Genomic DNA, 24,237 nt, shown 5'->3' on the forward strand with positions numbered 1-24,237 from the left:
AGGGCCCTGCCTTTTCTCTTTTGGGAAGTGTCCTCAGGCCGCTTCCTCGGTCGAGCCCAGGCGCTTGTCCAGATACTCGTCCACGGCCACCATCAGCTCGTCGACCTTGCCGTCGAAGAAGTGGTTGGCGCCGTCGACGACCGCGTGCTCGAGCTTCACGCCCTTCTGGGTCTTCACCTTCTCGATGACGCTGACCACGTCCTTGACCGGAGCCACGCGGTCCTCGGAGCCGTGCACGAACAGGCCGGAGGAAGGGCAGGGGGCGAGGAACGAGAAATCGTAGCGGTTCGCCATGGCGGCAATCGAGATGAAGCCCTCGATCTCCGGACGGCGCATGAGAAGCTGCATGCCGATCCAGGCACCGAAGGACACGCCGGCGATCCAGCAGGCGCGAGCATCCGGGTTCATGGCCTGAGCCCAGTCGAGCGCCGCCGCAGCATCCGACAACTCGCCCTGGCCGTGGTCGAAGGCGCCTTGGCTGCGGCCGACGCCGCGGAAATTGAAGCGAAGAACCGAGAAGCCGCGCTTCACGAAGTCATAGTACAGGTTGTAGACAATCTGGTTGTTCATCGTCCCGCCGAATTGCGGGTGCGGATGCAGGATGATGGCGATGGGTGCGCCCTTCTCCTTGGCAGGCTGATAACGCCCCTCGATACGACCGGCGGGACCCGTGAAGATGACTTCAGGCATATACGCGAACCTCTTGATCACCTCTCCATGTAGAGAGGGAAAACCCTGTGCGACCTTGACTCCAGGTCTCGGATTCCCTTAAGTAGGAACCCTTAGAACTCTTCTAAAATGTTCCTGTGTTTCAAAAAATTTCGATGGCAGGAGTCATCGGGAAAACACGGGACACATGTGGTTGCGGTGCTTTAACACAGCAACCAGGGTCAATTGCAAGAATTTCGTGAGGCTTGAGACTGACAGCCATGGCGATCGGCGAGCGTACATATCTTGACCACAACGCCACGTCGCCCTTGCGGCCGGAGGTGGCGGAGGCGGTCCTGCGCGCCATGCAGCTGCCGGGCAACGCATCCTCGATCCACACAGAGGGTCGCGCCGCGCGGGCCGAGATCGAGCGGGCGCGGGTCTCCGTGGCCAAGCTGGTGGGCGCCAAGGCTAAGAACGTGATCTTCATGAGCGGCGGCACCGAGGCCGCCAATCTCGTGCTCACGCCGTCCTTCCGCCGCCTCGGCCAGCCGGGCGCGGCGAGGCTCTTCATCGGTGCCACCGAGCATCCTTGCGTTCTGAGCGGTCATCGCTTCCCGGCCGACAGGGTCGAAATCATTCCCGTCGACGAGCATGGAATTCTTGATCTCGCTTGGCTCAAGACCCGCCTGGAGAGGGCCGGCGAAGAGCGGGTTCTGGTGTCGGCCCAGCTTGCCAACAACGAGACCGGGGTTCTGCAACCCGTTTCCGAAATCGCCCAGCTCGTCCATGCGCGTGGCGGGCTTATCCATACGGATGCCGTGCAGGCTGCGGGCCGGCTTTCGGTCGATCTTGCAGGTCTCGGCGTCGATGCGCTGACGCTCTCGGCACACAAGCTCGGCGGGCCGAAAGGGGCAGGGGCTCTGGTTCTCGCCTCTGACCAATATGAGATCGGCGAGCGCCTGATCCGCGGCGGCGGACAGGAAAAAAACTACCGGGCCGGCACTGAGAATGTGGCGGCCATTGCGGGTTTCGGCACTGCGGCCGAGCTCGCCCTGGCGGGGCTGGAGCAGGAGACCAGGCGGCTACGGCAGTTGCGCGACGAGGCTGAGGCCCATGTGCGCCGGATCGCGCCGGATGTTCTTGTTGTGGGCTCTGGCGCTGAGCGGTTGCCTAATACCTTCGCCTTTGCCATACCGGGCCTCAAGGCCGAGACGGCATTGATCGCGTTCGATCTTGCGGGCATTGCCCTTTCCTCCGGTTCGGCCTGCTCGTCCGGAAAGGTCAAGCGTTCGCATGTGCTCGACGCCATGAGTGTGGAGCCAACCCTTTCTGAGGGTGTTTTGCGTGTGAGTTTGGGGTGGACGACCACGAAAGAGGATGTGATCCGCTTTGCGGACGCGTGCGAAAAGGTGGTTGGCACCTTATATAAGCGGAGGGCGAGCGCGGCTTAAAAAGCCCCGCTTTGTTTTCCATGTCGTCAACCCGCGGTCCTTGAAACCGTGAGCGGTGGGAGAGACAGATGCCTGCAGTGCAGGAGACGATTGACCAGGTCCGGTCGATCGACGTTGACCAGTATAAGTACGGCTTCGAAACCGAAGTCGAAATGGAGAAGGCTCCGAAGGGCCTCTCCGAGGATGTGATCCGCTTCATCTCGGCCAAGAAGGGCGAGCCCGAGTGGATGCTCCAGTGGCGCCTTGACGCCTACAAGCGTTGGCTCACCATGAAGGAGCCGACCTGGGCGCGCGTGTCGTACGACAAGATCGATTACAACGACATCTATTACTACGCCGCTCCGAAGAAGAACCCGGCGCCGAAGTCCCTCGACGAAGTGGATCCTGAGATTCTCAAGACCTATGAGAGGCTCGGCATTCCGCTGCGCGAGCAGGAAATTCTGGCCGGTGTCGAGCCGCAGAGCCGTGTGGCCGTGGACGCGGTGTTCGATAGCGTGTCGGTCGCCACGACCTTCAAGGAAGAACTGAAGAAGGCCGGCGTGATCTTCATGCCGATTTCGGAAGCCATCCGCGAATATCCGGACCTCGTGCGTCAGTATCTCGGTTCGGTCGTGCCGGTGACGGACAACTTCTTCGCGACGCTGAACTCGGCGGTCTTCACCGACGGTTCGTTCGTCTACGTTCCCCCCGGCGTGCGCTGCCCGATGGAGCTGTCCACGTACTTCCGCATCAACGAGAAGAACACCGGCCAGTTCGAACGTACCCTCATCATCGCGGACAAGGGCTCCTACGTCTCGTATCTCGAGGGCTGCACAGCGCCCAAGCGCGACGAGAACCAGCTTCACGCCGCCGTGGTCGAGCTGATCGCGCTCGACGATGCCGAGATCAAGTATTCTACGGTGCAGAACTGGTATCCGGGCGATGCCGAGGGCCGGGGCGGCATCTACAACTTCGTGACCAAGCGCGGCGATTGTCGTGGGCGTAACTCGGTCATCACCTGGACCCAGGTCGAGACAGGTTCGGCGATCACGTGGAAGTACCCGTCCTGCATCCTGCGTGGCGACAATTCGCGCGGCGAGTTCTACTCGATTGCCGTGTCGAACGGCATGCAGCAGGTCGATTCCGGCACCAAGATGATCCATCTCGGCAAGAACACCACGAGCCGGATCATCTCGAAGGGTATCGCTGCGGGCAAATCCGACAACACCTATCGCGGTCTGGTTTCGGCCCACCGCAAGGCGACCGGCGCGCGCAACTTCACGAACTGCGACTCGCTGCTGATTGGTAACCAGTGCGGCGCGCATACGGTGCCTTACATCGAGTCGAAGAATGCCAGCGCCGTATTCGAGCACGAGGCGACGACGTCGAAGATCTCGGAAGATCAGATGTTCTACTGCCAGCAGCGCGGCCTCTCGGAAGAGGAGGCGACGGCGCTCATCGTGAACGGCTTCGTGAAGGACGTTCTGCAGCAGCTCCCGATGGAGTTCGCCGTGGAAGCGCAGAAGCTGATCTCGATCTCGCTGGAAGGCTCGGTCGGTTAATTCAGAACAAGACGTGGATGCCCGGGACGAGCCCGGGCATGACGCGAGACGCTCCAGGCCCGTCACGGCCGGACTTGATCCGGCCATCCACGCCTCAAACAACGGAATACACAGATGCTCGAAATCAAGAACCTTGTTGTCCAGATTGAGGACAAGCGCATTCTCAACGGCCTCAACCTCACCGTGAGCAAGGGAGAGGTTGCCGCCATCATGGGCCCGAACGGCTCGGGCAAGTCGACCCTGTCCTACGTGATTGCCGGCAAGGAGGACTACGAAATCCTCGACGGCGAGATCCTGCTCGACGGCCAGAACCTGCTGGAGATGGAGCCGGATCAGCGCGCCGCTGCCGGCGTGTTCCTCGCCTTCCAGTACCCGCTTGAGATCCCCGGCGTCGGCACCATGACCTTCCTCAAGGCTGCCCTGAACGCACAGCGCAAGGCGCGTGGCGATGATGAGCTGTCGACCCCCGACTTCATCAAGCAGGTGAACGCGGCGGCCGCCAAGCTCGAGATGCCGAAAGACATGCTCAAGCGCGCCCTCAACGTCGGGTTCTCCGGTGGTGAGAAGAAGCGGATGGAGATCCTGCAGATGGCACTGCTCCAGCCGTCCTTCTGCATCCTGGACGAGACGGATTCCGGCCTCGATATCGACGCGCTGCGTATCGTGTCCGAAGGCGTGAACTCGCTGCGCTCGCCGGATCGTTCGTTCCTGGTCATCACGCACTATCAGCGCCTCCTGAACCACATCGTGCCCGATACCGTGCACGTGATGCATGGCGGCCGCATCGTCCGCACCGGCGGGAAGGAGCTCGCGCTCGAGCTCGAGGCCAACGGTTACGCCGATTACAGGGAAGAAGAGGCCGCGTAACATGGCTGACGTCACTCTCATGAAGACGGCTGCGGAAACTGCGCTGGCGCAGGCTTTCGAGAGCGCCAAGACGACGCTTCCGGGCAACGCGGAATCGCGTGCCCATGCCTTCGAGCAGTTCAACCTCCGTGGCCTCCCGCATCGCCGCGTAGAGGAGTTCAAGTACACCGATCTTCGCGCTCTCCTGCGCGAGATCGCGCCTTTCGCGGGCGTGCCGACGGCTGACGAAGCCAAGGGCGCGCTCCAGGGTTCGAAGGCCTTCGGCAATGTGGCGGCGCTGCAAGTGCCGTTCGTGAACGGTCATTTCGTGCGTGAGGCCGTGGACTTCCACAACCTGCCGGAAGGCATCGAGATCGTGCCGCTGCGCGAGGCGCTGGCGGATGGCCATGAGTGGCTGGCCCACTTGAGCCCGGTTCCGTGGGCGAGCGACAATCCGGTCTATCAGCTCAACACGTCGTTCATGGCCGATGGGGTGATGATCCGCGTTGCAGGTTCTGTCGAGACGCCGGTTCACCTGCGCTTCGTCACCGCTGCCGCCTCGGCCGTTGCGACCGCGACCCGCGTGCTCGTCGTCGTGGAGGAGGGCTCCTCCTTCACGCTCATCGAGTCCCACGAGAGCACGGACGGCGCCAACCATCAGCCGAACGACGTGGTCGAAATGCTTGTCGGGGACCGGACGAACGTGCAGCACGTGCGTCTGAATGCCGAAGGCGACAAGGCTCTGGCTCTCTCGACGCTTGCTCTGAAGATCGGCAGCGAGGCGACTTTCAACAGCATCAACGTGGTGACTGGCGCTGCCACCTCCCGTCACCAGGTCTATGCCATTCTCGATGGCGAGAACACGAACCTGCGGGTCAATGGCGCGACCATGCTGAAGGGTACGCAGCACGGCGATTCCACGCTTGTGGTCGAGCACAATGCCCTCCACTGCGAGAGCCGCGAGCTGTTCAAGACCGTGGTCGACGACGAAGCGACCGGTGTCTTCCAGGGCAAGATCATCGTTCCGCATCACGCCCAGAAGACCGACGGCCGCATGATGTCGGCAGCGCTCCTCCTTGGCGAGAATGCTGCGATGAACAACAAGCCGGAGCTCGAAATCTTTGCCGACGACGTGCAGTGCGCCCACGGCGCCACCTGCGGCCAGCTCGACGAAGATCTCCTGTTCTACCTCATGGCCCGCGGCCTGCCGAAGAAGGAGGCCGAAAGCCTCCTGGTTCAGGCGTTCCTCGGCGAGGCCATCGAGTTCGTGGAAAACGAGAGCGCCCGCGAGTCCCTGATCGGCACAGTTGAGAGCTGGCTGAAGGCGCGGGCATAACACACTCTGCGTCATGGCCGGGCCTGTCCCGGCCATCCACGTCTTGAGAAACACCGCCCTCATCCTGAGAGCCCACGGAGTGGGTGTCTCGAAGGAGGTTCAAGAGGGCTCTGGATCCTCCTTCGAGACGGATTGCTCAAGCAATCCTCCTCAGGATGAGGACAGAGACAGAAAAGGCGGGGATGCCCGGCACAAGGCCGGGCATGACGGTGCAGGGAGCAACAAGTGATGAACATGCAAGTCAAGCCATACGACGTCGAGGCGATCCGGGCGCAGTTCCCGATCCTGTCGCAGCAGGTCTATGGCAAGCCGCTCGTCTATCTCGACAATGCCGCCTCGGCCCAGAAGCCGCGCGCGGTGATCGATGCCATGGTGAATGCCATGGAGACGGGCTACGCCAACGTCCATCGCGGCCTGCACTACATGGCCAATGTGGCAACGGAAGGCTTCGAGCGCGCCCGTGAGACGGTGCGCGAGTTCATCAACGCCGGCTCCATTGAAGAGATCGTCTTCACCAAGTCGGCCACGGAAGCCTACAACCTCGTGGCGGATTCCTTTGGGCGCATGAATATCGGGGAGGGGGACGAGATCATCCTCTCCATCATGGAGCACCATTCCAACATCGTGCCCTGGCACTTCCTGCGCGAGCGCAAGGGCGCCGTGATCAAATGGGCGCCGGTGGACGATGAGGGCAACTTCCTCATCGAGGAGTTCGAGAAGCTCTTCTCAGCCAGAACGAAGATCGTCGCCATCACGCATATGTCCAACGTGCTGGGGACCACGACACCGATCAAGGACATCATCCGTATCGCTCACGCGCACGGTGTCCCCGTTCTGGTGGACGGCGCTCAGGGCGCCGTGCATCTCGACGTGGATGTGCGGGATCTCGATGCCGATTTCTATGTGTTCACGGGCCACAAGGTCTATGGACCGACCGGCATCGGCGTCCTCTACGGCAAGCGCGAGTTTCTCGAGAGAATGCCGCCCTACCAGGGCGGCGGCGAGATGATCCGCGAGGTGAGCGAGGACCTCGTTACCTACAACGACCCGCCGCACCGCTTTGAGGCCGGCACACCGGCTATCCTTGAAGCCATCGGACTCGATGCTGCCCTGCGTTTCATGATGGAGCTTGGCCGGGAGAGCATCCGGGCCCATGAGGAGGCACTGTCGGCTTATGCGCATGAGCGCCTGCGGGCCATGAATTCCATCCGCATCATCGGCCAAGCCAAGGGCAAGGGCCCGATCATCGCCTTCGAGCTGAAGAATGCCCACGCTCATGACGTGGCCACGATCATCGACCGGCAGGGCGTGGCCGTTCGGGCCGGCACGCATTGCGCCATGCCGCTTCTCGCCCGTTTTTGCTCGACCTCGACCTGCCGCGCGTCGTTCGGCCTCTACAACACCATGGAAGAAGTCGATAAGCTGGCGGACGCCTTGCAGAAGGCGGAAGCCCTGTTTGCCTGAAGGATAGACCTGTGAACGATCACTCCCCCATCCAAGACGCGCCCAACGCGCCGCAGGTGTCCCCCGGCTCGAAGATTCCGCCGGAAGAGCTCGACCGTATGACCGACGACATCATCGCGGCGCTCAAGACCGTCTATGATCCCGAAATCCCGGCCGATATCTACGAGCTCGGCCTGATCTACCGGGTCGATATCGACGACGACCGCAACGTCTCCATCGACATGACCCTCACGGCGCCGGGCTGCCCTGTGGCCGGCGAGATGCCGGGCTGGGTGGAGAACGCGGTGGCTTCCGTTCCCGGCGTTCAGAGCGTCAAGGCCACCATCGTGTTCGACCCGCCGTGGGACCAGAGCCGCATGTCGGACGAGGCTCGCGTCGCGCTCGATATGTGGTAGGCCTCAAGGCTTCCAGTCGAACTTGAAAGACGCATGGCCAGGCTCGTCCCGGCCATCTCGCTTTTTAGGGCGTTGCGTCAGGGCGCGGCTCCGGTGCACGCTCCTCATGGTTGCCATTGACGATGTCGTCCGGTTCCTCGACGGATGAGAGGATCGGCTGGCGAGGTGCATCGGGAACGGCGGAGACCATCGCGCGGGCGATTTCCTGCTCGGCCATCACGACCCTCGTCGCACCGAATTTCTCGGCGTGTTCTTCCTGAGCGGCGGAATGGACGCGCACGATGATCGGCAGGTTCGGGTTGAGCCTGCGAGACTGCTCGACGATCTGGCCGCTTTCAAACGCGTCAGGGATAGCGACCAGAAGGCAGCGGGCTTCCTTAAGATTGGCAGCGGCAGCGATCTCAGGGTCGGCGGCATTGCCGACGAGGGTCTCATAGCCGTCTCTCGGCAGATCGGCGAGCTGGCTCTTGTTGGCCTCGATCACCAGGAAGGGCGTTCCGGAAGCGGTTAGTTTCCTGCTGATGAACTTGCCGACCCGGCCATGGCCCACGAGGACGACATGATCCGTCAGTGCGGTTACCGGCACAGGTTCTCGCACAATGGAGGGCTGCTCATGTTGTGCTTCTGCGGCTTCCGCTGCAGCGGCTTTCTCCGCCTTTGCGGGCTCGCGCTTGGCGAACCACCGGTCCAGAAGCGCGAACAGGAACGGGTTCACGAGGATCGAGAGAATGGCGCCTGCCAGGATGAGATCGCGTCCTTGGTCTGGCAGCAGCTGCAGCTCGACGCCGAGGCCCCCGAGGATGAAGGAGAATTCGCCGATCTGGGCGAGGCTCGCCGCAATGGTGAGCGCCGTGGAATCCGGATGGCGGAAGAGACGCACGATGGCGTAGGCCGCGAGCGACTTGCCGATGACGATGATCAGGAAGGTCGCCAGCACCGGCCCGAACTCCTCGATCAGGATCATCGGGTCGAACAGCATGCCGACCGACACGAAGAACAGGACGGCGAAGGCGTCGCGAAGCGGCAGCGTTTCCGAAGCGGCCTGGTGGCTGAGTTCGGATTCGCTCAGCACCATGCCTGCGAAGAAGGCGCCGAGCGCGAAGGACACACCGAAGAGCTCCGCCGCGCCGAAGGCCGTGCCGAGGGCGATGGCAAGAACCGAGAGGCGGAACAGTTCGCGGGATCCCGTATGCGCCACGTAATGAAGGATCCATGGGATCACGCGCCGGCCCACGATCAGCATGATGGCCACGAAGGCAATGACCTTGCCGAGGGTCAGGCCAAGCGAAATCACGATGGATTCGACGTCGGCAGAGGCGCTGGAAATGGCTTTCGCGAAGGCTGGCAGCAGCACCAGCGTCAGCACCATGGCTAGGTCTTCCACGATCAGCCAGCCGACAGCGATATGGCCGCGCTCGGTTTCCACCAGCCGGCGCTCCTGCAGGGCGCGCAGCAATACGACCGTACTGGCGACCGAGAGGGCAAGCCCAAAGACGAGGCCGCCACCGATGCTCCAGCCCATGAGCCATGCCAAGCCCATGCCGAGCAGCGTGGCGCTGGCAATCTGCACAATGGCGCCGGGAACGGCGATGGCTTTGACCGAGAGAAGATCCTTCAACGAAAAGTGAAGGCCGACGCCGAACATCAGCAGGATCACGCCGATTTCGGCGAGCTGGTTGGCGAGCGATTGATCCGCCACGTAACCAGGGGTGAAGGGGCCGACGAGCACACCGGCCAGAAGGTAACCGACGAGGGGAGAAATACGGATGCGTTGCGCAATGGCGCCGAGAACGAATGCCAGAACAAGGCCGACGACGATGGTGGATATCAGCGGCATGTGATGCGGCATCTGTTCTCCAGAATGGGTGCTCTGTTCTGGTGGGAATAAACCCGATATGGGCCAGCTAGGCCGTGATCACAACCCCAGCCGGTCTCGACGTTTGGCCTTTCATCTCTTATCTATGGAACATCGTACTCGTTCTGCCCGGGCCTTGAACCCGGCCGTCAGGAGAGAAGGCTTATGGCTCTACCCGGCTTCAAGGTCGTGACCTTGACCGACGCGGCGGCAAACCGCGTCAAGGACATCATCAGTAAAGCGGACAAGCCCATTGTGGGCGTTCGCGTCGGCGTGAAGAACGGCGGCTGCGCCGGCATGTCCTACACCATGGAATATGCGGAAAGCATCAACCCCCTCGACGAAGTGGTCGAGGACAAGGGCGTGACCGTGCTCATTGACCCCAAAGCGGTGCTGTTCCTGCTCGGCACGGAAATGGATTTTCAGACGACGAAGATGTCGTCTCAGTTCGTGTTCAACAATCCGAACCAGACCTCGGCCTGCGGCTGCGGCGAATCCGTTGCGATCACGCCTGCCACGCCTCCTGCGCTGCATACGGCAGGCTAAATCCCGTGGACGCCGAGGCCATCCGCGAGATCTTTCAGGCGTTTGGCCCGGTCAGCATCCGCCGCATGTTCGGCGGGCAGGGGATTTATCGCGAGGGTGTGATGTTCGCCCTTGAAGACGAGGGCGAGCTTTACCTGAAGGTGGATGACGAAAGCGTCGGCCGGTTTCGCGATCTTGGTTCACGGCCCTTCAGCTACCAGACGAAGGATGGCCGGACCACGATCATGAGCTACTGGCTCATGCCGGAATCCGCTTTGGACGATCCGGATGAGGCAGCCGAGCTGGCGCGCATGGCTTTCGGATCTGCGCTTCGGGCAAATGCCGCATCGGCCAAGAAGGCGAAGAAACCTTCGCCTGCTCGAAGGTCGCGCAAGCCCGTCTCCGAACCTGCGCTTTAAGATTTCTTGATCGTGACCGGGCGCATCAGGAAGGCTGGCACGTGATCGCCCATGCCTTTGACCGGCACGTCATCATCGTCGCGACGCGAACGTCCCTGGCTTCCCTTCGAGCCTTGCCGATCGCGGTCGGGGCGGGCCCTGCGCGCTTCCTCCTGCCGAGGTGCGGAGGTTTCGCGGACAGGTGATACTTCCTCTGAGGTATCATCGGACCGAGCGCGTTGCCGGTCGCCGGAGCGAACCTTCACTTTGCGACCACGGGAGCGCTGCTCACCGCGACCGCCGCGGCGGGATGACGAGCTTTCCGAGGGCGGCAGCTCCGCAAGCGTCGGGCCTTCCCATTCGATCGAGGTGTTGATCAGCTTCTCGATAGCAGCCAGGGACTTCTCATCGCTTGGGCTGACCAGCGTGAAGGCCTGACCTGTGCGGCCCGCGCGGCCCGTGCGGCCGATGCGGTGGACATAATCCTCCGCATGATGCGGCACGTCGTAATTGAACACATGGCTCACGGACGGGATGTCGAGGCCGCGGGCAGCCACGTCGCTCGCCACCAGAATGGGCATCTCGCCGCTGCGGAAGCTGTCGAGAGCCGCCATGCGGGCATGCTGGTCCATGTCGCCGTGAAGAGCGACAGCGCCGAAGCCATGCTTCTGCAATGAACGATGAAGCACCGCCACGTCGCGTTTACGGTTGCAGAAAACGACAGCGTTCTGCAGGTCCGTCGCATTGCGGATCAGGCCACGCAGCGTCTCACGCTTCTGCCAATCCTCACGGCCCGTCGCCACCAGGCGCTGCGTGATCGTCGCCGCCGTTGAGGCGGCGCGCGCGACCTCGACCTTCACCGGGTTATGCAGGAAAGCATCCGCGAGGCGCTGAATCTCCGGCGGCATGGTCGCGGAGAAGAAGAGCGTCTGCCGCGTGAACGGCACAAGCTTCACGATGCGCTCGATGTCGGGGATGAAGCCCATATCGAGCATGCGGTCCGCCTCGTCGATGACGAGAAGCTCGACGCCGGTCAGCAGCAGCTTGCCGCGTTCGAAATGATCGAGCAGGCGGCCGGGGGTGGCGATCAGCACGTCGACGCCGCGGGTGATCTTGGCATCCTGGTCGCCGAAGGAGACGCCGCCGATCAACAGGGCGACCGAGAGCTTGTGGTTGATTCCGTACTTGTCGAAGTTGTCCTGAACCTGCGCCGCCAGCTCGCGGGTGGGTTCGAGGATCAGCGTGCGCGGCATGCGTGCCCGGGCGCGGCCATGCTCCAGCATGGTGAGCATCGGCAGCGTGAAGGCGGCCGTCTTGCCGGTGCCTGTCTGGGCAATGCCCAGCACGTCCCTGCGGGCAAGCACATGGGGAATGGCCTGAGCCTGGATCGGCGTCGGCTCCGTGTAACCGGAAGCGGCAACAGCCTGTTGAACTTTATCGCTAAGTCCGAGTTCGGCGAAAGACATGGATATTTAAACCGTTGAGGGCAGGGTGCGCATAACGTGCCGGCCGCGCTCTACGGCAACAAACAGGCGCGAGACTGGTTTCACCTGAGGCTCTTGCTCAAGTTGGGGTGTGGCGGGACCATAGGACAAGCTATGCGCTTGTCAATACAAGCAAACTTGCAAGGGAAAAGAGGCGATGGCCGACACGCTCGTTCTGATTCCGGGTTTAGCCTGCACGGCGCGCCTGTTCGAGCCGCAAATGTCCGCTCTGGCCGGGAGCAGGAACATTGTCGTGGCTGACCATACCCAGGATGATTCGATTCCGGCGATTGCAGCCCGCCTGTTGAAGGATGCCCCAGAGCGGTTCTCCCTCGCGGGGCTCTCCATGGGCGGGTACGTCGCTATGGAGGTCATGCGCCAGGCTCCTGAGCGCGTTCAGCGCCTCGCCCTGCTCGACACGACGGCTAGGCCGGATACGCCAGAGGCGAGCCAGGATCGCGAGCGCCTCATCGCTCTGGCTCAGTCCGGGCGTTACGGGGACATCTTTGCCAGGGCTTGGCCGCGCCTCGTGCATCCCGACCGCCAATCGGACAGAGAATTGCAGAGCGTGATTTTCAAGATGATGCAGGAAACCGGAGCCGAGGCCTACGTAAGACAGCAGCGCGCCATCATGGGCCGAGTCGATTCCCGGCCGCTGCTTCCAAGCATCGAGATACCGACACTGATTCTCGTAGGGGACGGCGACCTCATCACCCCACCTGACGTGGCGCGGGAAATGGCCGAGATGATCGAATGGGCCTCACTGGTCGTGATTCCTGAGTCAGGGCATTCATCCACCCTTGAGCGGCCGGAACGGGTCACACAGGCCATGCATCTGTGGCTTGAAGAGGGCTGATCAAGGGGGGGGAGGGACATTCCTTTGAGGGATAGTCAATGTTTTCTTACCAGCTCGCAAGCGGCAATTAGGGTCCTGTTAATTATCATGGTGGGGCGAAATAGGCACGATCGTTCAATGTCTTAGGCGCTGATGTCTTCTTTGTTGCCGCCGCCGTTGATGTAATCGCAAGCCCTTCACCCGGGCCGCTCTCCCTCGCGGCAGGGCCCGGCGAAGCTTCCCTTTTGAAGTGTGGCGCAAAAGTGACAGACGTTCCGGCGGCCCTGAGCTAGAAGCGGGGCCATAGCCTTCTTAATGAACGGATATAACTATGAAAAAGATTCTCCTCGCTTCGGTCGCTCTGCTCAGCCTCACCGCTGCTGCTTCGGCTGCTGACCTTCCCTCCCGCCGCGCTCCGGCCCCGATCGTCGCCGCTGTTCCGGTCTTCACCTGGACCGGCTTCTACGTCGGTGTGAACGCCGGCGTCGGCTTCAACAACAACGACGAAGACGAAATCGTGTTCGGCGACACTACGATCCTCGGCGACAGCGATGACGACGCCAGCTTCGTCGGCGGCGCTCAGATCGGCTACAACTACCAGATCGGCTCGTTCGTGGTCGGCGTTGAAGGCGACATCCAGTACGCCGACTTCGGCAGCACCACCTACGACTTCGGCGGTGGCGACGTCGTCACGGTCGATAACGAAGACTGGTTCGGCACTGTGCGCGCTCGCGCTGGTGTGGCCTTCGACCGCGCCCTCATCTACGCCACCGGCGGTTTTGCTTTCGCTGACGACCGCAACGGCTGGACCGTTGGCGGTGGCCTCGAGTACGCCTTCACCAACAACCTCTCGGCCAAGGTCGAAGGCTTGTACGTGAACCTTGAGGACGACGACTTCGAGTTCGCTGGCACGACCTTCAGCACCGGCGAGACCGATTTCGCTGTGATCCGCGCTGGTGTGAACTACCGCTTCGGCACTTACTAAGATCCGTCGCATCCGCGACAGAAAAGGCCCGGGGAAGCCCGGGCCTTTTTCGTTGGGGCGATGCTCGAAAGAAAATGCCGCTCCGGCGAGGGAGCGGCACTTCGAAAGCAAATTGCTGTTACTCGACGATGGTCACGACCTTGCGGGTCTTGGGGTCCACCAGAACCACGTCGTCGTTATGGACGAAGTAGCTGTAGCCCTTCACCGTAGGGATATCGGACACGATGGTGTCCGGGACGGTCTGCAACTCGACGGTCTCCGGCACGGTCCAGCCCACGCTAACGTTTTCCTTCACAGTGACCGGCTTTGCCGTGCTCAGACGCTGACGAATGACAGTGCGCTTTTCCGGAGCGATCGTGATCGAGCCGGTGGTTTCCGTGGTCGTGGTCGTCACCGAGGTCTGGGCGCCAGCCGGGACAGCAGCCAGGAGGCCGACAGCGGCGGCAATCATCATAGCTTTCATGGTTCTACTCCTCTGAACATTCTCGAATTGCTTGAGCGGGCTCAAGCCCGCGGTCACTCTGAACGACCGCGTCGGGCTAGCTAACTCGGGAAGCGGGTGAACCGTTCCTGATTCGCCGACACTTTTTGTCCTAGAGAGCAGCCTCTAAATTCCTTGATGTCATAACAAAAAAAGCCGGAGCCTTGAGGGCTCCGGCAGGCAGGCTGCGGAAATTGCAGCCGGGAGGAAAGTCCAGTCCTGCTTAGCAGGAGTAGTACATCTGGAACTCGACCGGGTGCGGGGTCATCTCGAAGCGAGCGACCTCGGTCATCTTCAGCTCGATGTAGCTGTCGATAAAGTCGTCGTTGAACACACCGCCGGCCTTAAGGAACGCGCGGTCCTTATCCAGGCTTGCGAGAGCTTCGCGGAGCGAGCCGCAAACCGTCGGGATCTTCTTCAGCTCCTTCGGAGGCAGATCGTAGAGATCCTTGTCCATCGCCTGGCCGGGATCGATCTTGTTCACGATGCCGTCGAGACCAGCCATCAGCATCGCCGCGAAAGCGAGGTACGGGTTGGCGGTCGGATCGGGGAAACGAACCTCGACGCGCTTGGCCTTCGGCGAAGTCGTCCACGGAATACGGCAGGAAGCCGAACGGTTACGAGCCGAATAGGCCAGCAGAACCGGAGCCTCGTAGCCCGGCACGAGACGCTTGTAGGAGTTCGTCGACGGGTTGGTGAAGGCGTTCAGGGCCTTGGCGTGCTTGATGATGCCGCCGATGTACCACAGGCACTCTTGGCTGAGGTCGGCGTACTTGTTGCCGGCGAAGAGAGGCTTGCCGCCCTTCCAGAGGGACTGGTGCACGTGCATGCCCGAGCCGTTGTCGCCGTAGACCGGCTTCGGCATGAAGGTTGCCGTCTTGCCGTAGGACTGGGCGACGTTGTGGATGCAGTACTTGTAGATCTGCATCTCGTCGGCGGTGCGGACGAGCGTGTTGAACTTCGTGCCGAGCTCGTGCTGGGCGGAAGCCACCTCGTGGTGGTGCTTCTCGACCGTCACGCCCATGGCCTTCATTGCGGCGAGCATTTCGCTGCGCATGTCCTGAGCGGAATCCAGCGGGGGAACCGGGAAGTAGCCGCCCTTGGTCGGGATGCGGTGGCCGAGGTTGCCGCCTTCGTAAGCCGTGTCGCCGTTGATCGGCAGCTCGGACGAGTCGAGCTTGAAGCCCGTGTTGTAGGGGTCGGCCATGAACTTCACGTCGTCGAACACGAAGAACTCAGCCTCGGGGCCTACATACACCGTGTCGGCGATGCCGGTGGACCTGAGGTAAGCCTCTGCCTTCTTGGCGATGCCGCGCGGGTCGCGGTTGTAGGGTTCGCCCGTTGCCGGCTCAAGAATGTCGCAGTTGATCGACATGGTGGCTGCCGAGAAGAACGGATCCATCTGGGCCGTCGTCGGGTCGGGCATGAGGGTCATGTCGGACTCGTTGATCGCCTTCCAGCCAGCGATGGACGAGCCGTCGAACATGATGCCGTCCGCGAACAGGTCCTCGTCGACCATCGAGACGTCGAAGGTCACGTGCTGCCACTTGCCGCGCGGATCCGTGAAACGGAAGTCGACGTATTTGACGTCGTTATCTTTGATCGCCTTGAGCACATCCTTGGCGGTCTGCATGTCGTAGTCCTCTTCTGCCCTTGATTGTCCTCGGCTTTAAAGCCTTGGCTTGTGATGGGGGAGCTTAGATCGCGTCGGATCCGGTCTCGCCCGTACGGATGCGGACGGCCTCTTCGACCGTCGACACGAAAATCTTTCCGTCTCCGATGCGGCCCGTCTGGGCCGCCTTGCGGATGGCTTCGATGGCGCTTTCAGCCATGTCGTCGTTGAGGACGATCTCGAGCTTCACCTTGGGCAGAAAGTCGACGACGTATTCCGCGCCACGATACAGCTCGGTATGGCCCTTCTGGCGGCCGAAGCCTTTTGCCTCGATGACTGTGATGCCCTGGAGACCAACCTCCTGGAGGGCTTCTTTGACTTCATCGAGCTTGAAAGGCTTGATGATGGCTTCGATCTTCTTCATCGGATAACCGTTTCGGTTCAGGACTTGCCGCTTTTAGCACCAGGACAGGGGTGCCTTCCATGGCCTCTACGATTCAAACCGGGCAGAATTGCACCTCTCGAAGGCACTTGCTGCTCAAAGTTTGTGCATGTGCGGATTTCGGCGGCAAAGGGCCTCTGAGCAGTGATTTTGAGGCTCCAGATGCCCCCTGAACTCGTCCTCCGACCCCAGGAAATGAAACAAGCGGACGCTGCGACCATCGCGGCGGGCATTCCGGGCATCGAACTCATGCGGCGTGCTGGCGGTGCTGTGGCCAAAGCTGCTGCCAAAATGCTCACGAAAGAGGCGAAGGTCGTTGTCGCTGCCGGCCCTGGGCAAAACGGAGGCGACGGCTTCGTCGTGGCGGCTCTGCTGGCCCAGGAGGGCCACCGCGTTTCCCTCGGGTTGCTGGGAAACGTGGAGCGGCTCTCGGGCGATGCCGCGCTGGCTACGAAGGATTGGAAGGGGCCGGTTGAGGCCGCCGAAGACTTGGCTTTCGCAGAAGCCGATCTGATCGTGGACGCCCTGTTCGGTACCGGCTTGGCGCGAGATCTCGATGGCGCGGCCCGGGCCACCGTTGAGCATATGAATGCCTCCGGCAGGCCGATCCTGGCTGTCGATCTGCCATCGGGCATCGACGGCGACACCGGCCAGGTGAGGGGCGTTGCGGTCAAGGCCGCGCGTACGGTGACCTTTGCTGCCCGTAAGCCGTGCCACCTGCTGATGCCCGGCAGGGCTTTCAGCGGGGTGGTGGAGGTCGCCGATATCGGCATCGCCCGTGAGACGCTTGTCGCATCGGGCGGAAAGCTCTTCGCCAACGCTCCTTCTCTCTGGCTCGACAAGCTGCCGAGACCGGAGCTCTCTTCTCATAAATATGACCGTGGCCACACGCTCGTGGTCTCCGGTGGTGCGACCCGGACCGGTGCGACCCGGCTGGCGGCCCGCGCGGCTTTGCGAATCGGATCGGGCCTCGTCACCGTGGCCTCGCCGCCGGAGGCTCTTGGGGTGAATGCCGCCCAGCTCACTGCCGTGATGCTCAGGGGCTGCGATGGCCCCGAGGGGCTCCATCATATTCTGCAGGATGTGCGCCTGAACGCTCTGGTGCTCGGGCCGGCGCTCGGGGTGCATTCCGGCACCCGCGCCATGGTGGCCGTTGCCGCCCATGCGCGCCGCAGCCTCGTGCTCGATGCGGATGCTCTGACGTCATTCGAAGGCTTGGCCTCGGAGCTCCGTCAGGCTTTCCATTATGCCCCGACCGTGCTGACGCCCCATGACGGCGAGTTCAAGCGCCTGTTCAAAGGCCACCCGGATATCCTTGATCCGGAATCGAAAATCGAGCGTGCGCACCGCGCGGCTGTCTACACGGGGGCGGTCGTTGTGCTGAAAGGGCCGGATACGGTGATCGCCGCTCCTGATGGCCGGGCTGCGATCAACGAGAACGGCACTCCTTATCTTGGCACGGCAGGCTCTGGCGATACCCTCTGCGGCGTCATCGCAGGCCTCATGGCTCAGGGGCTGCCCGCTTTCGAGGCGGCCTGCGCCGGGGTTTGGATCCATGCAGAAGCGGGCGCGAGCTTCGGGCCTGGGCTGATCGCAGAAGACCTCGCCGAGCTCGTGCCGGGTGTGCTCCGCAAGCTGCTCCAAAGGGCGAGCCGATAAGCTTGACAGCCGAAGCGGGATGATTTTGATCCTTTGCGGGACTTCCATGGGAGGCGTGATGTCAGAGCCGGTTGTTCTGGTGCATGGGCTTATCGGGACGCTCCAGGAGCTGGTTCCGCTGCTGGAAGGGCAAGGGGTGCGCGCCCACGCCCCGGACCTTCTGGGTTACGGCAGCCTCTCGGCGGTGGCTCCGGAGTGCATCACGTTGCCGGAGCAGGTTCGCCACTTGGCCGAGTGGTCTGCCAAGCAAGGGCTCGGGCGGTTTCACCTCGTTGGTCACTCGGTTGGCGGCGCCGTGGCTGCGCTCTTCACGCATGCGTTCCCGGAACGAGTGGCCTCGCTCGTCAGCGTCGAGGGCAACTTCTCACTTGCTGACGCCTTCTGGTCTGGTCAGGTCGCTCGGATGACGCCGGAGGAGGCCGAGGCCATGATGGACGGGTTCCGTGCCGATCCGGCAGGCTGGCTTGCACGCTCGGGCGTGCCTTCCGAACCCCGGACGCTGGCGAGTGCCTCGCTCCTGCTTTCCAACCAGCCGGGCACCACCGTCCAGCGGACGGCCCGCTCCGTCGTCGAGGTCACAGGCAGACCCGAGTACGAGGCAGCTGTCAAAGCGGTCGCGGAAGGTCCCGTCCCTTTCCATCTGCTCGCGGGCGAGCGCTCGCGCACGGGGTGGGACGTACCCCCTTGGGCCATCGCTCGGGCGGCGAGCGAAACCGTGCTCCCCGGCACCGGGCATCTCATGATGATGGAACAGCCTGACGGCTTCGTGTCCACATTGCTCAGAATAATCCGCCGCCCAAGGGGCTGACACGGCTGCGGGAGAAACGAGGCGAAGCGGTTGCGCGTGCAGGTCCGGCAAGACTGGATGATGTCCACGGCGCAATCAGACGAAGAGAGTTGCTTCGACGCTCATGAAACCGGCTTTACGCAACTTCGATCCACGTCCATAGGCCCGCATCGAACCGCTCCGCCACGGTCGAGGCGAGAAGCCACCTGCCGGGATTGTCGGCCACGAAGGCGATGCGGATCGTCTTGTTCTGCGGCACCTGGACCGTATCCAACCAATAGGGCTCCCAGCCATCATCCAGCGAGTGCAGCAGCCGGAACGAATGGCCGTGCAGGTGCATGGGCTGGACGAAGGAGGTTTCGTTCTTCAGCGCCAGGACCACGGGCGTGCCGCGCTTGACCTTGATGAGAGGCTCACTCAGCGGCGTGCCTTGACCCTTGTTGACCCTTAAATATGCGCTCGGAACTGTTGGATCGCCCCTGATGAGGACATCGGCTCGTGCCGCATTCTGGAGCTTGATCGCATCCGGTAGCTTGGGATTGGGCGGCAGCGGAGCGATAGGGGGCAAAGCATCTCGTTTGTCGCCTTCTGTCACGATCTCCGCGAGAGGAAATCCGTTGCCGATCATGGCGGTCACAACGCCCGCTTGGCCTTGCTCAGGCGGCAAGTCGATCAGCAGATCGTAACGGTTGCCGGGTGCAAAGGGCAGGGAGGCTTTGAGGGGCTCGAAGGTGCTGGAGGGCTGCGCGTCCACTGCAATCACATAAGCCTTCAGTCCGTCGAAGCGCAGGCGCATGGTGCGGGCGTTGCAGGCATTGGCGAGCCGAAGCCTGATGCGTCCGCCAGGCGGAGCTTTGATCTGTTGCGGGGTGGGCTTGCCGTTCAACGTCAGGAAGCTGCCGAGGCGGCCTGCGGGAGCAGGCTCGGCAAGCGTCAGACTCCCGTCCTGAGCGAGGGCCCAATCATCGACAAGCAGAGCGATGTCCTGATCGACCTGGGGCGGGTTGGATTCTTCGACAATCAGAAGAGCCGTCAGGCCCCGTTCCGTAGGTTCGGCGCTACCGCCAACCACGGAGGGGCGGATCAGAAAGGTGCCTGCATCGGGCGGGGTGAGGCGATATTCATAGCTCTCTCCCGGAGGCACTGCGTTCTGGGTGAAGCTGCCGGCGCCGTCCATGGCATTCGGGCTGCGAACCCCATGAAAATGAAGAGACAGAGGCAGAGAGGTCTCGTTCTTGAGAGAGAGCCGCATCTCTGACCCATGCTTCATTCTGAAGCTCCGGGCCAATTCGCCGTTAAAAGCCCAAATCTCAGTCTCCTTGGCTGCATCGGGCCGTAGCCTCACAGACTTCGGCTGGGCGGTCAGCATCCAGACGGGCCGTTCGTCCTTTGAACCTTCCATAAATATAGGCGATGAAGTCTGAGCCACTCCTCGGCCCGCCAAGCCAATCAGTGTGGTGGCAAGGCCTGCGGTGGCGGTGCGGCGGGTGATCATCGGGAGAACTCGCAAGCGAAATCAGGCCTAGGGGTATCCTCTTGAACGGGAAAGGCCAAGTTCGGTTGCCGCTTCGGCCCACACGAACTTTTTTGATGCATGGCGCGCCAAGCGTGCTATAGAGCCGCGTCCCGGAAGAGGGGCGCGTGTATCGTGCTGCTCCCAGGCGGGCGTGGCGGAACTGGTAGACGCACTGGATTTAGGTTCCAGCGACGCAAGTCGTGGGGGTTCGACTCCCTCCGCCCGCACCAATCGTCAGGATTGGATCCGGAGGCTCCTGGCAACTGGTTGACGGCACTATTGCCGCATCGGCCGGAGCCTAACATCAATTTTTCGAGTGAACGAAGGCGAATAGAACAATGCAGGTGACGGAAACACTGTCCCAAGGCTTGAAGCGAGAGTTCAAGGTCGTGCTCCCGGCCACCGAGTTGGAGCAGCGCCTGAACGACGAACTCAACAACATCAAGGGCCGCGTGCGCCTGAACGGCTTCCGCCCCGGCAAGGTGCCGGCGGCCCATCTGCGCAAGGTCTATGGCCGTTCCGTGATGTCCGACGTTCTCCAGAACGCCGTCAACGAGGCCAACCGCAAGATCGTCGAGGATAACGGTCTGAAGCTCGCTCACGAGCCCCAGATCCAGTTCCCCGAGGACAAGGAGACGATCGAGAAGGCCATGGACGCCAAGGGCGATCTGGCTTTCACCGTGGCTCTCGAGGTTCTCCCCGAGTTCGAGCTGGCCGACCTGTCGGACGTGAGCGTGAAGAAGCCGGTGGCTGAGGTCACTGACGCCGAGATCAACGAGTCGCTCGAGCGCATGGCCAAGCAGAACCGCGCCTTCGAGAAAAAGGACGGCGTTTCGGCCGATGGCGACCGCGTCGTCGTCGACTTCGTGGGCCGCATCGACGGCGCCGAGTTCGAGGGCGGCAAGGGCCTGGACATCCGCGTGGAGCTCGGCTCCAACACCTTCATCCCGGGCTTCGAGGAACAGCTCGTCGGCCTGAAGGCCGGCGACACCAAGCTCGTGAAGGTCAAGTTCCCGGAGAACTACCTGGCCGCGCACTTGGCCGGTAAGGACGCCGAGTTCGATGTCACCGTGAAGGAAGTCGAGGCTCCCGGCGAGCTGAAGATCGACGACGAGATGGCCAAGGGTTTCGGCATGGAGTCCCTGGACAAGCTTAAAGAAGCCATCCGTGACGCCATCCAGCGCGATTTCGACGCTCAGTCCCGCCGCAAGGTGAAGAAGGAGCTCCTCGACGCTCTCGACGCCAAGTACAGCTTCGAACTGCCTCCGACCCTGGTCGAGCAGGAGTTCAATGCCGTGTGGTCGCAGGTCGAGGCCGACATGAAGTCGAACGGCCGCACCTTCGCCGACGAGGACACCACCGAGGAAGAGGCCAAGGCGGATTACCGCAAGATCGCCGAGCGCCGTGTTCGTCTCGGCTTGGTCCTTGCGCAGATCGGCGAGAAGTCCGATATCAAGATTTCCGACGACGAGGTGACTCAGGCCCTTGTCGAGCGGGTCCGCCAGTATCCCGGCCAGGAGCGGCAGGTCTGGGAGTTCTACCAAAAGAACCCGCAGGCTCTAGCTGAAATCCGGGCTCCTCTGTTCGAGGAGAAAGTTGTCGACCAGATCCTCTCCCAGGTGAAGGTGGCCGAAGAGAAGGTTTCCAAGGACGCTCTCTTCAGCGACGATGACGCCGAGACCGATTCCGAGGCGAAGGCTAAGGGCGGTAAGAAAGCCAGCAAGGGCGAGTAACGCTTCATCTCAAGCGTCTCGCAGCTTGCATCAATCAGACGGCCGCGCGTTTTGCGCGGCCGCTTTGGAGCAGTGAGACATGAGAGATCCGGTAGCGCTCTATAACAACACGCTCGTTCCCATGGTGGTCGAGCAGTCGAACCGCGGCGAGCGCGCCTTCGACATCTATTCGCGCCTCCTGCGCGAACGGATTATCTTTCTGACGGGTCCGGTCGAAGATTACTCGGCTTCGCTCATCGTGGCGCAGCTTCTCTTCCTCGAGGCCGAGAACCCGAAGAAGGAAATCTCCTTCTACATCAATTCGCCCGGCGGCGTCGTGACCTCCGGCCTGTCGATCTACGACACCATGCAGTTCATCCGCTGCCCGGTTTCGACGCTGTGCGTCGGCCAGGCCGCCTCGATGGGTTCGCTTCTCCTGACCGCAGGCGAGAAGGGCATGCGCTTCGCGCTCCCGAACGCCCGAATCATGGTTCACCAGCCCTCCGGCGGTTACCAGGGGCAGGTCACGGACATCATGATTCACGCCCGCGAGAGCGAAGCCCTTAAGCGCCGCCTCAACGAGATCTACGTGGGTCATACCGGCCGCAACTACGACGAAATCGAGCGGGCCCTTGAGCGCGACAACTTCATGACGGCGGAAGCTGCCCGTGAGTTCGGCCTCATCGACCAGGTGATCGAGAAGCGTCCCGAGCCGGCGGCAACCCCGGTCTAACCCTTAAAACCTGGGGAAAAATTCTCCCCAGGTGCGTCTTTTTGGCCTGTAATCCCGTTTCTATTGATCACGCGCCCGGCCCGTGATTGCATGTGGATTCGGGAAACGAGGCGATTTGACTGTGAAAATTCTTAGCGTCGGAACCTTTCATTAGTTCTGACGCTCATAACTTAAGAGGTGCGGGGTCGGCGCAGGGTCGTCCCGGCACGGATTGGAGATGTGATAATGACCAAGGCTGGCGGCAACGACTCCAAGAGCACGCTGTACTGCTCCTTCTGCGGCAAGAGCCAGCACGAGGTTCGCAAGCTGATCGCTGGCCCGACGGTTTTCATCTGCGATGAATGCGTCGAGCTCTGCATGGACATCATCCGCGAGGAGTCGAAATCGTCTCTCGTGAAGTCCCGGGATGGCGTGCCCACCCCGAAGGAAATCAGCCGCGTTCTGGATGACTACGTGATCGGCCAGGAGCACGCCAAGAAGGTGCTCTCGGTGGCGGTCCACAACCATTACAAGCGCTTGGCCCACGCGACGAAGCACAACGACGTGGAGTTGGCGAAGTCCAACATCCTGCTGATCGGTCCGACCGGCTCGGGTAAGACGCTGCTGGCGCAGACGCTCGCCCGCATCCTGGACGTGCCTTTCACCATGGCCGACGCCACGACGCTGACGGAAGCCGGTTATGTGGGTGAGGACGTCGAGAACATCATTCTCAAGCTGCTCCAGGCCTCCGACTACAATGTCGAGCGGGCGCAGCGCGGCATCGTCTATATCGACGAGATCGACAAGATTTCCCGCAAGTCCGACAACCCGTCGATCACCCGCGACGTGTCAGGCGAGGGCGTGCAGCAGGCTCTCTTGAAGATCATGGAAGGCACCGTTGCCTCCGTGCCTCCGCAGGGCGGCCGCAAGCATCCGCAGCAGGAATTCCTGCAGGTGGACACGACCAACATCCTGTTCATCTGCGGCGGCGCCTTCGCCGGCCTCGAGCGGATCATCGCCGGTCGCGGCAAGGGTACATCCATCGGCTTCGGCGCCACCGTGAGCGCGCCGGACGACCGTCGCACGGGCGAAATCTTCCGCGAGGTGGAGCCCGAGGATCTGCTGAAGTTCGGCCTCATCCCCGAGTTCGTCGGCCGTCTGCCGGTTCTGGCGACGCTGGAGGATCTCGACGAGGAAGCCCTGAAGAAGATCCTGCAGGAGCCGAAGAACGCTCTCGTGAAGCAGTACCAGCGTCTCTTCGAGATGGAGAACGTGCAACTGACCTTCCAGGAGGAGGCCCTGACCCTCATCGCCCGCAAGGCGATCGAGCGGAAGACGGGTGCCCGCGGCCTGCGCTCCATCATGGAAGGCATCCTGCTGGAGACCATGTACGACCTGCCTGGCCTCGATTCCGTCGAGCAGGTGGTGATCGGCCCCGAGGTGGTGGAGGGCAAGGCGAAGCCGCTCTTCATTCATGGCGACCGCAGCGAACAGACTGCGAGCGTCAGCGCCTAAAAGGTTCAGGAAGGGTTCAGGGGGCTCCCTTCATG

General features: G+C 62.1%; 22 protein-coding genes and 1 tRNA gene. 16 read left to right on the plus strand and 7 right to left on the minus strand.

Annotation, left to right across the window (positions count from 1 at the left end):
- Positions 1 to 33 precede the first annotated feature (33 nt).
- Positions 34 to 690, minus strand: a complete 657-nt coding sequence (locus DC522_RS17100) for an alpha/beta hydrolase (protein WP_116529884.1) — start codon at positions 688 to 690, stop codon at positions 34 to 36.
- A 239-nt stretch (positions 691 to 929) separates the two neighbouring features.
- On the opposite strand from DC522_RS17100, the gene DC522_RS17105 reads away from it, so the two are divergent.
- The 6 genes from DC522_RS17105 (at position 930) to DC522_RS17135 (ending at position 7,684) form a co-directional block, all read left to right on the plus strand.
- Positions 930 to 2,102, plus strand: a complete 1,173-nt coding sequence (locus DC522_RS17105) for a cysteine desulfurase family protein (RefSeq protein ID WP_116529885.1) — start codon at positions 930 to 932, stop codon at positions 2,100 to 2,102.
- Positions 2,103 to 2,170: 68 nt separating this feature from the next.
- On the plus strand, positions 2,171 to 3,643 hold the full coding sequence (gene sufB, locus DC522_RS17110) for a Fe-S cluster assembly protein SufB (RefSeq protein WP_116529886.1): 1,473 nt from the start codon (positions 2,171 to 2,173) through the stop codon (positions 3,641 to 3,643).
- 114 nt (positions 3,644 to 3,757) lie between these two features.
- Positions 3,758 to 4,510: a Fe-S cluster assembly ATPase SufC gene (gene sufC, locus DC522_RS17115; RefSeq protein ID WP_116529887.1), complete on the plus strand. Its 753-nt coding sequence runs from the start codon at positions 3,758 to 3,760 to the stop codon at positions 4,508 to 4,510.
- Position 4,511: 1 nt separating this feature from the next.
- A complete protein-coding gene (gene sufD / locus DC522_RS17120) occupies positions 4,512 to 5,825 on the plus strand; it encodes a Fe-S cluster assembly protein SufD (RefSeq protein ID WP_116529888.1) in 1,314 nt (437 codons plus the stop codon).
- 228 nt (positions 5,826 to 6,053) lie between these two features.
- Positions 6,054 to 7,289, plus strand: a complete 1,236-nt coding sequence (locus DC522_RS17130) for a cysteine desulfurase (protein ID WP_116529890.1) — start codon at positions 6,054 to 6,056, stop codon at positions 7,287 to 7,289.
- Between the two features lie 98 nt (positions 7,290 to 7,387).
- Positions 7,388 to 7,684, plus strand: coding sequence for an SUF system Fe-S cluster assembly protein (locus tag DC522_RS17135; protein WP_371679829.1), 297 nt, complete (start codon positions 7,388 to 7,390; stop codon positions 7,682 to 7,684).
- 64 nt (positions 7,685 to 7,748) lie between these two features.
- Here the strand turns inward: DC522_RS17135 and ybaL are convergent, their stop codons facing one another.
- A complete protein-coding gene (ybaL, locus tag DC522_RS17140; RefSeq protein ID WP_116529891.1) occupies positions 7,749 to 9,533 on the minus strand; it encodes a YbaL family putative K(+) efflux transporter in 1,785 nt (594 codons plus the stop codon).
- 171 nt (positions 9,534 to 9,704) lie between these two features.
- On the opposite strand from ybaL, the gene DC522_RS17145 reads away from it, so the two are divergent.
- Together DC522_RS17145 and DC522_RS17150 are read left to right on the plus strand one after the other, a co-directional pair.
- Positions 9,705 to 10,085, plus strand: coding sequence for an iron-sulfur cluster assembly accessory protein (locus DC522_RS17145; RefSeq protein WP_047189016.1), 381 nt, complete (start codon positions 9,705 to 9,707; stop codon positions 10,083 to 10,085).
- A gap of 5 nt (positions 10,086 to 10,090) precedes the next feature.
- Positions 10,091 to 10,483, plus strand: coding sequence for a TfoX/Sxy family protein (locus DC522_RS17150; protein ID WP_116529892.1), 393 nt, complete (start codon positions 10,091 to 10,093; stop codon positions 10,481 to 10,483).
- On the opposite strand, the gene DC522_RS17155 is transcribed toward DC522_RS17150, so the two are convergent.
- The gene (locus tag DC522_RS17155) at positions 10,480 to 11,928 is read right to left on the minus strand and encodes a DEAD/DEAH box helicase (protein WP_116529893.1); all 1,449 of its coding nucleotides are present in this window, start codon (positions 11,926 to 11,928) and stop codon (positions 10,480 to 10,482) included. The genes DC522_RS17150 and DC522_RS17155 overlap by 4 nt on opposite strands.
- A gap of 175 nt (positions 11,929 to 12,103) precedes the next feature.
- Here DC522_RS17155 and DC522_RS17160 point away from each other — a divergent pair, with 175 nt between their 5' ends.
- Together DC522_RS17160 and DC522_RS17165 are read left to right on the plus strand one after the other, a co-directional pair.
- Positions 12,104 to 12,802 carry an alpha/beta fold hydrolase gene (locus DC522_RS17160; RefSeq protein WP_116529894.1) on the plus strand — a complete coding sequence of 233 codons (699 nt, stop codon included), beginning with the start codon at positions 12,104 to 12,106 and terminating at the stop codon, positions 12,800 to 12,802.
- 310 nt (positions 12,803 to 13,112) lie between these two features.
- The gene (locus tag DC522_RS17165; RefSeq protein ID WP_116529895.1) at positions 13,113 to 13,766 is read left to right on the plus strand and encodes an outer membrane protein; all 654 of its coding nucleotides are present in this window, start codon (positions 13,113 to 13,115) and stop codon (positions 13,764 to 13,766) included.
- Between the two features lie 118 nt (positions 13,767 to 13,884).
- On the opposite strand, the gene DC522_RS17170 is transcribed toward DC522_RS17165, so the two are convergent.
- From DC522_RS17170 to DC522_RS17180, 3 genes are all read right to left on the minus strand, one after another.
- Positions 13,885 to 14,229 carry a DUF1236 domain-containing protein gene (locus DC522_RS17170; RefSeq protein WP_116529896.1) on the minus strand — a complete coding sequence of 115 codons (345 nt, stop codon included), beginning with the start codon at positions 14,227 to 14,229 and terminating at the stop codon, positions 13,885 to 13,887.
- A gap of 241 nt (positions 14,230 to 14,470) precedes the next feature.
- A complete protein-coding gene (gene glnA, locus DC522_RS17175; RefSeq protein ID WP_116529897.1) occupies positions 14,471 to 15,880 on the minus strand; it encodes a type I glutamate--ammonia ligase in 1,410 nt (469 codons plus the stop codon).
- 64 nt (positions 15,881 to 15,944) lie between these two features.
- A complete protein-coding gene (locus DC522_RS17180) occupies positions 15,945 to 16,283 on the minus strand; it encodes a P-II family nitrogen regulator (protein WP_009490961.1) in 339 nt (112 codons plus the stop codon).
- Between the two features lie 180 nt (positions 16,284 to 16,463).
- Between DC522_RS17180 and DC522_RS17185 the strand changes: the two genes are divergently transcribed.
- Both DC522_RS17185 and DC522_RS17190 read left to right on the plus strand, forming a co-directional pair.
- Positions 16,464 to 17,960 (plus strand): NAD(P)H-hydrate dehydratase, encoded by a 1,497-nt coding sequence (locus DC522_RS17185; protein ID WP_116529898.1) that lies wholly within the window; start codon positions 16,464 to 16,466, stop codon positions 17,958 to 17,960.
- A gap of 58 nt (positions 17,961 to 18,018) precedes the next feature.
- Entirely contained in the window at positions 18,019 to 18,768 is a 750-nt protein-coding gene (locus tag DC522_RS17190; protein WP_116529899.1) for an alpha/beta fold hydrolase, read from the plus strand.
- 115 nt (positions 18,769 to 18,883) lie between these two features.
- Here the strand turns inward: DC522_RS17190 and DC522_RS17195 are convergent, their stop codons facing one another.
- On the minus strand, positions 18,884 to 20,242 hold the full coding sequence (locus DC522_RS17195; RefSeq protein WP_116529900.1) for a multicopper oxidase family protein: 1,359 nt from the start codon (positions 20,240 to 20,242) through the stop codon (positions 18,884 to 18,886).
- A 166-nt stretch (positions 20,243 to 20,408) separates the two neighbouring features.
- Between DC522_RS17195 and DC522_RS17200 the strand changes: the two genes are divergently transcribed.
- From DC522_RS17200 to clpX, 4 genes are all read left to right on the plus strand, one after another.
- Positions 20,409 to 20,493: transfer RNA gene (locus tag DC522_RS17200), tRNA-Leu, on the plus strand.
- 108 nt (positions 20,494 to 20,601) lie between these two features.
- Entirely contained in the window at positions 20,602 to 21,996 is a 1,395-nt protein-coding gene (tig, locus tag DC522_RS17205) for a trigger factor (RefSeq protein WP_116529901.1), read from the plus strand.
- A gap of 79 nt (positions 21,997 to 22,075) precedes the next feature.
- On the plus strand, positions 22,076 to 22,708 hold the full coding sequence (locus DC522_RS17210; protein ID WP_116529902.1) for an ATP-dependent Clp protease proteolytic subunit: 633 nt from the start codon (positions 22,076 to 22,078) through the stop codon (positions 22,706 to 22,708).
- 225 nt (positions 22,709 to 22,933) lie between these two features.
- A complete protein-coding gene (gene clpX, locus DC522_RS17215) occupies positions 22,934 to 24,202 on the plus strand; it encodes an ATP-dependent Clp protease ATP-binding subunit ClpX (RefSeq protein ID WP_116529903.1) in 1,269 nt (422 codons plus the stop codon).
- Positions 24,203 to 24,237: the final 35 nt, after the last annotated feature.

This window comes from Microvirga sp. KLBC 81 (assembly GCF_003075415.1).
Taxonomy (GTDB): Bacteria; Pseudomonadota; Alphaproteobacteria; order Rhizobiales; family Beijerinckiaceae; genus Microvirga.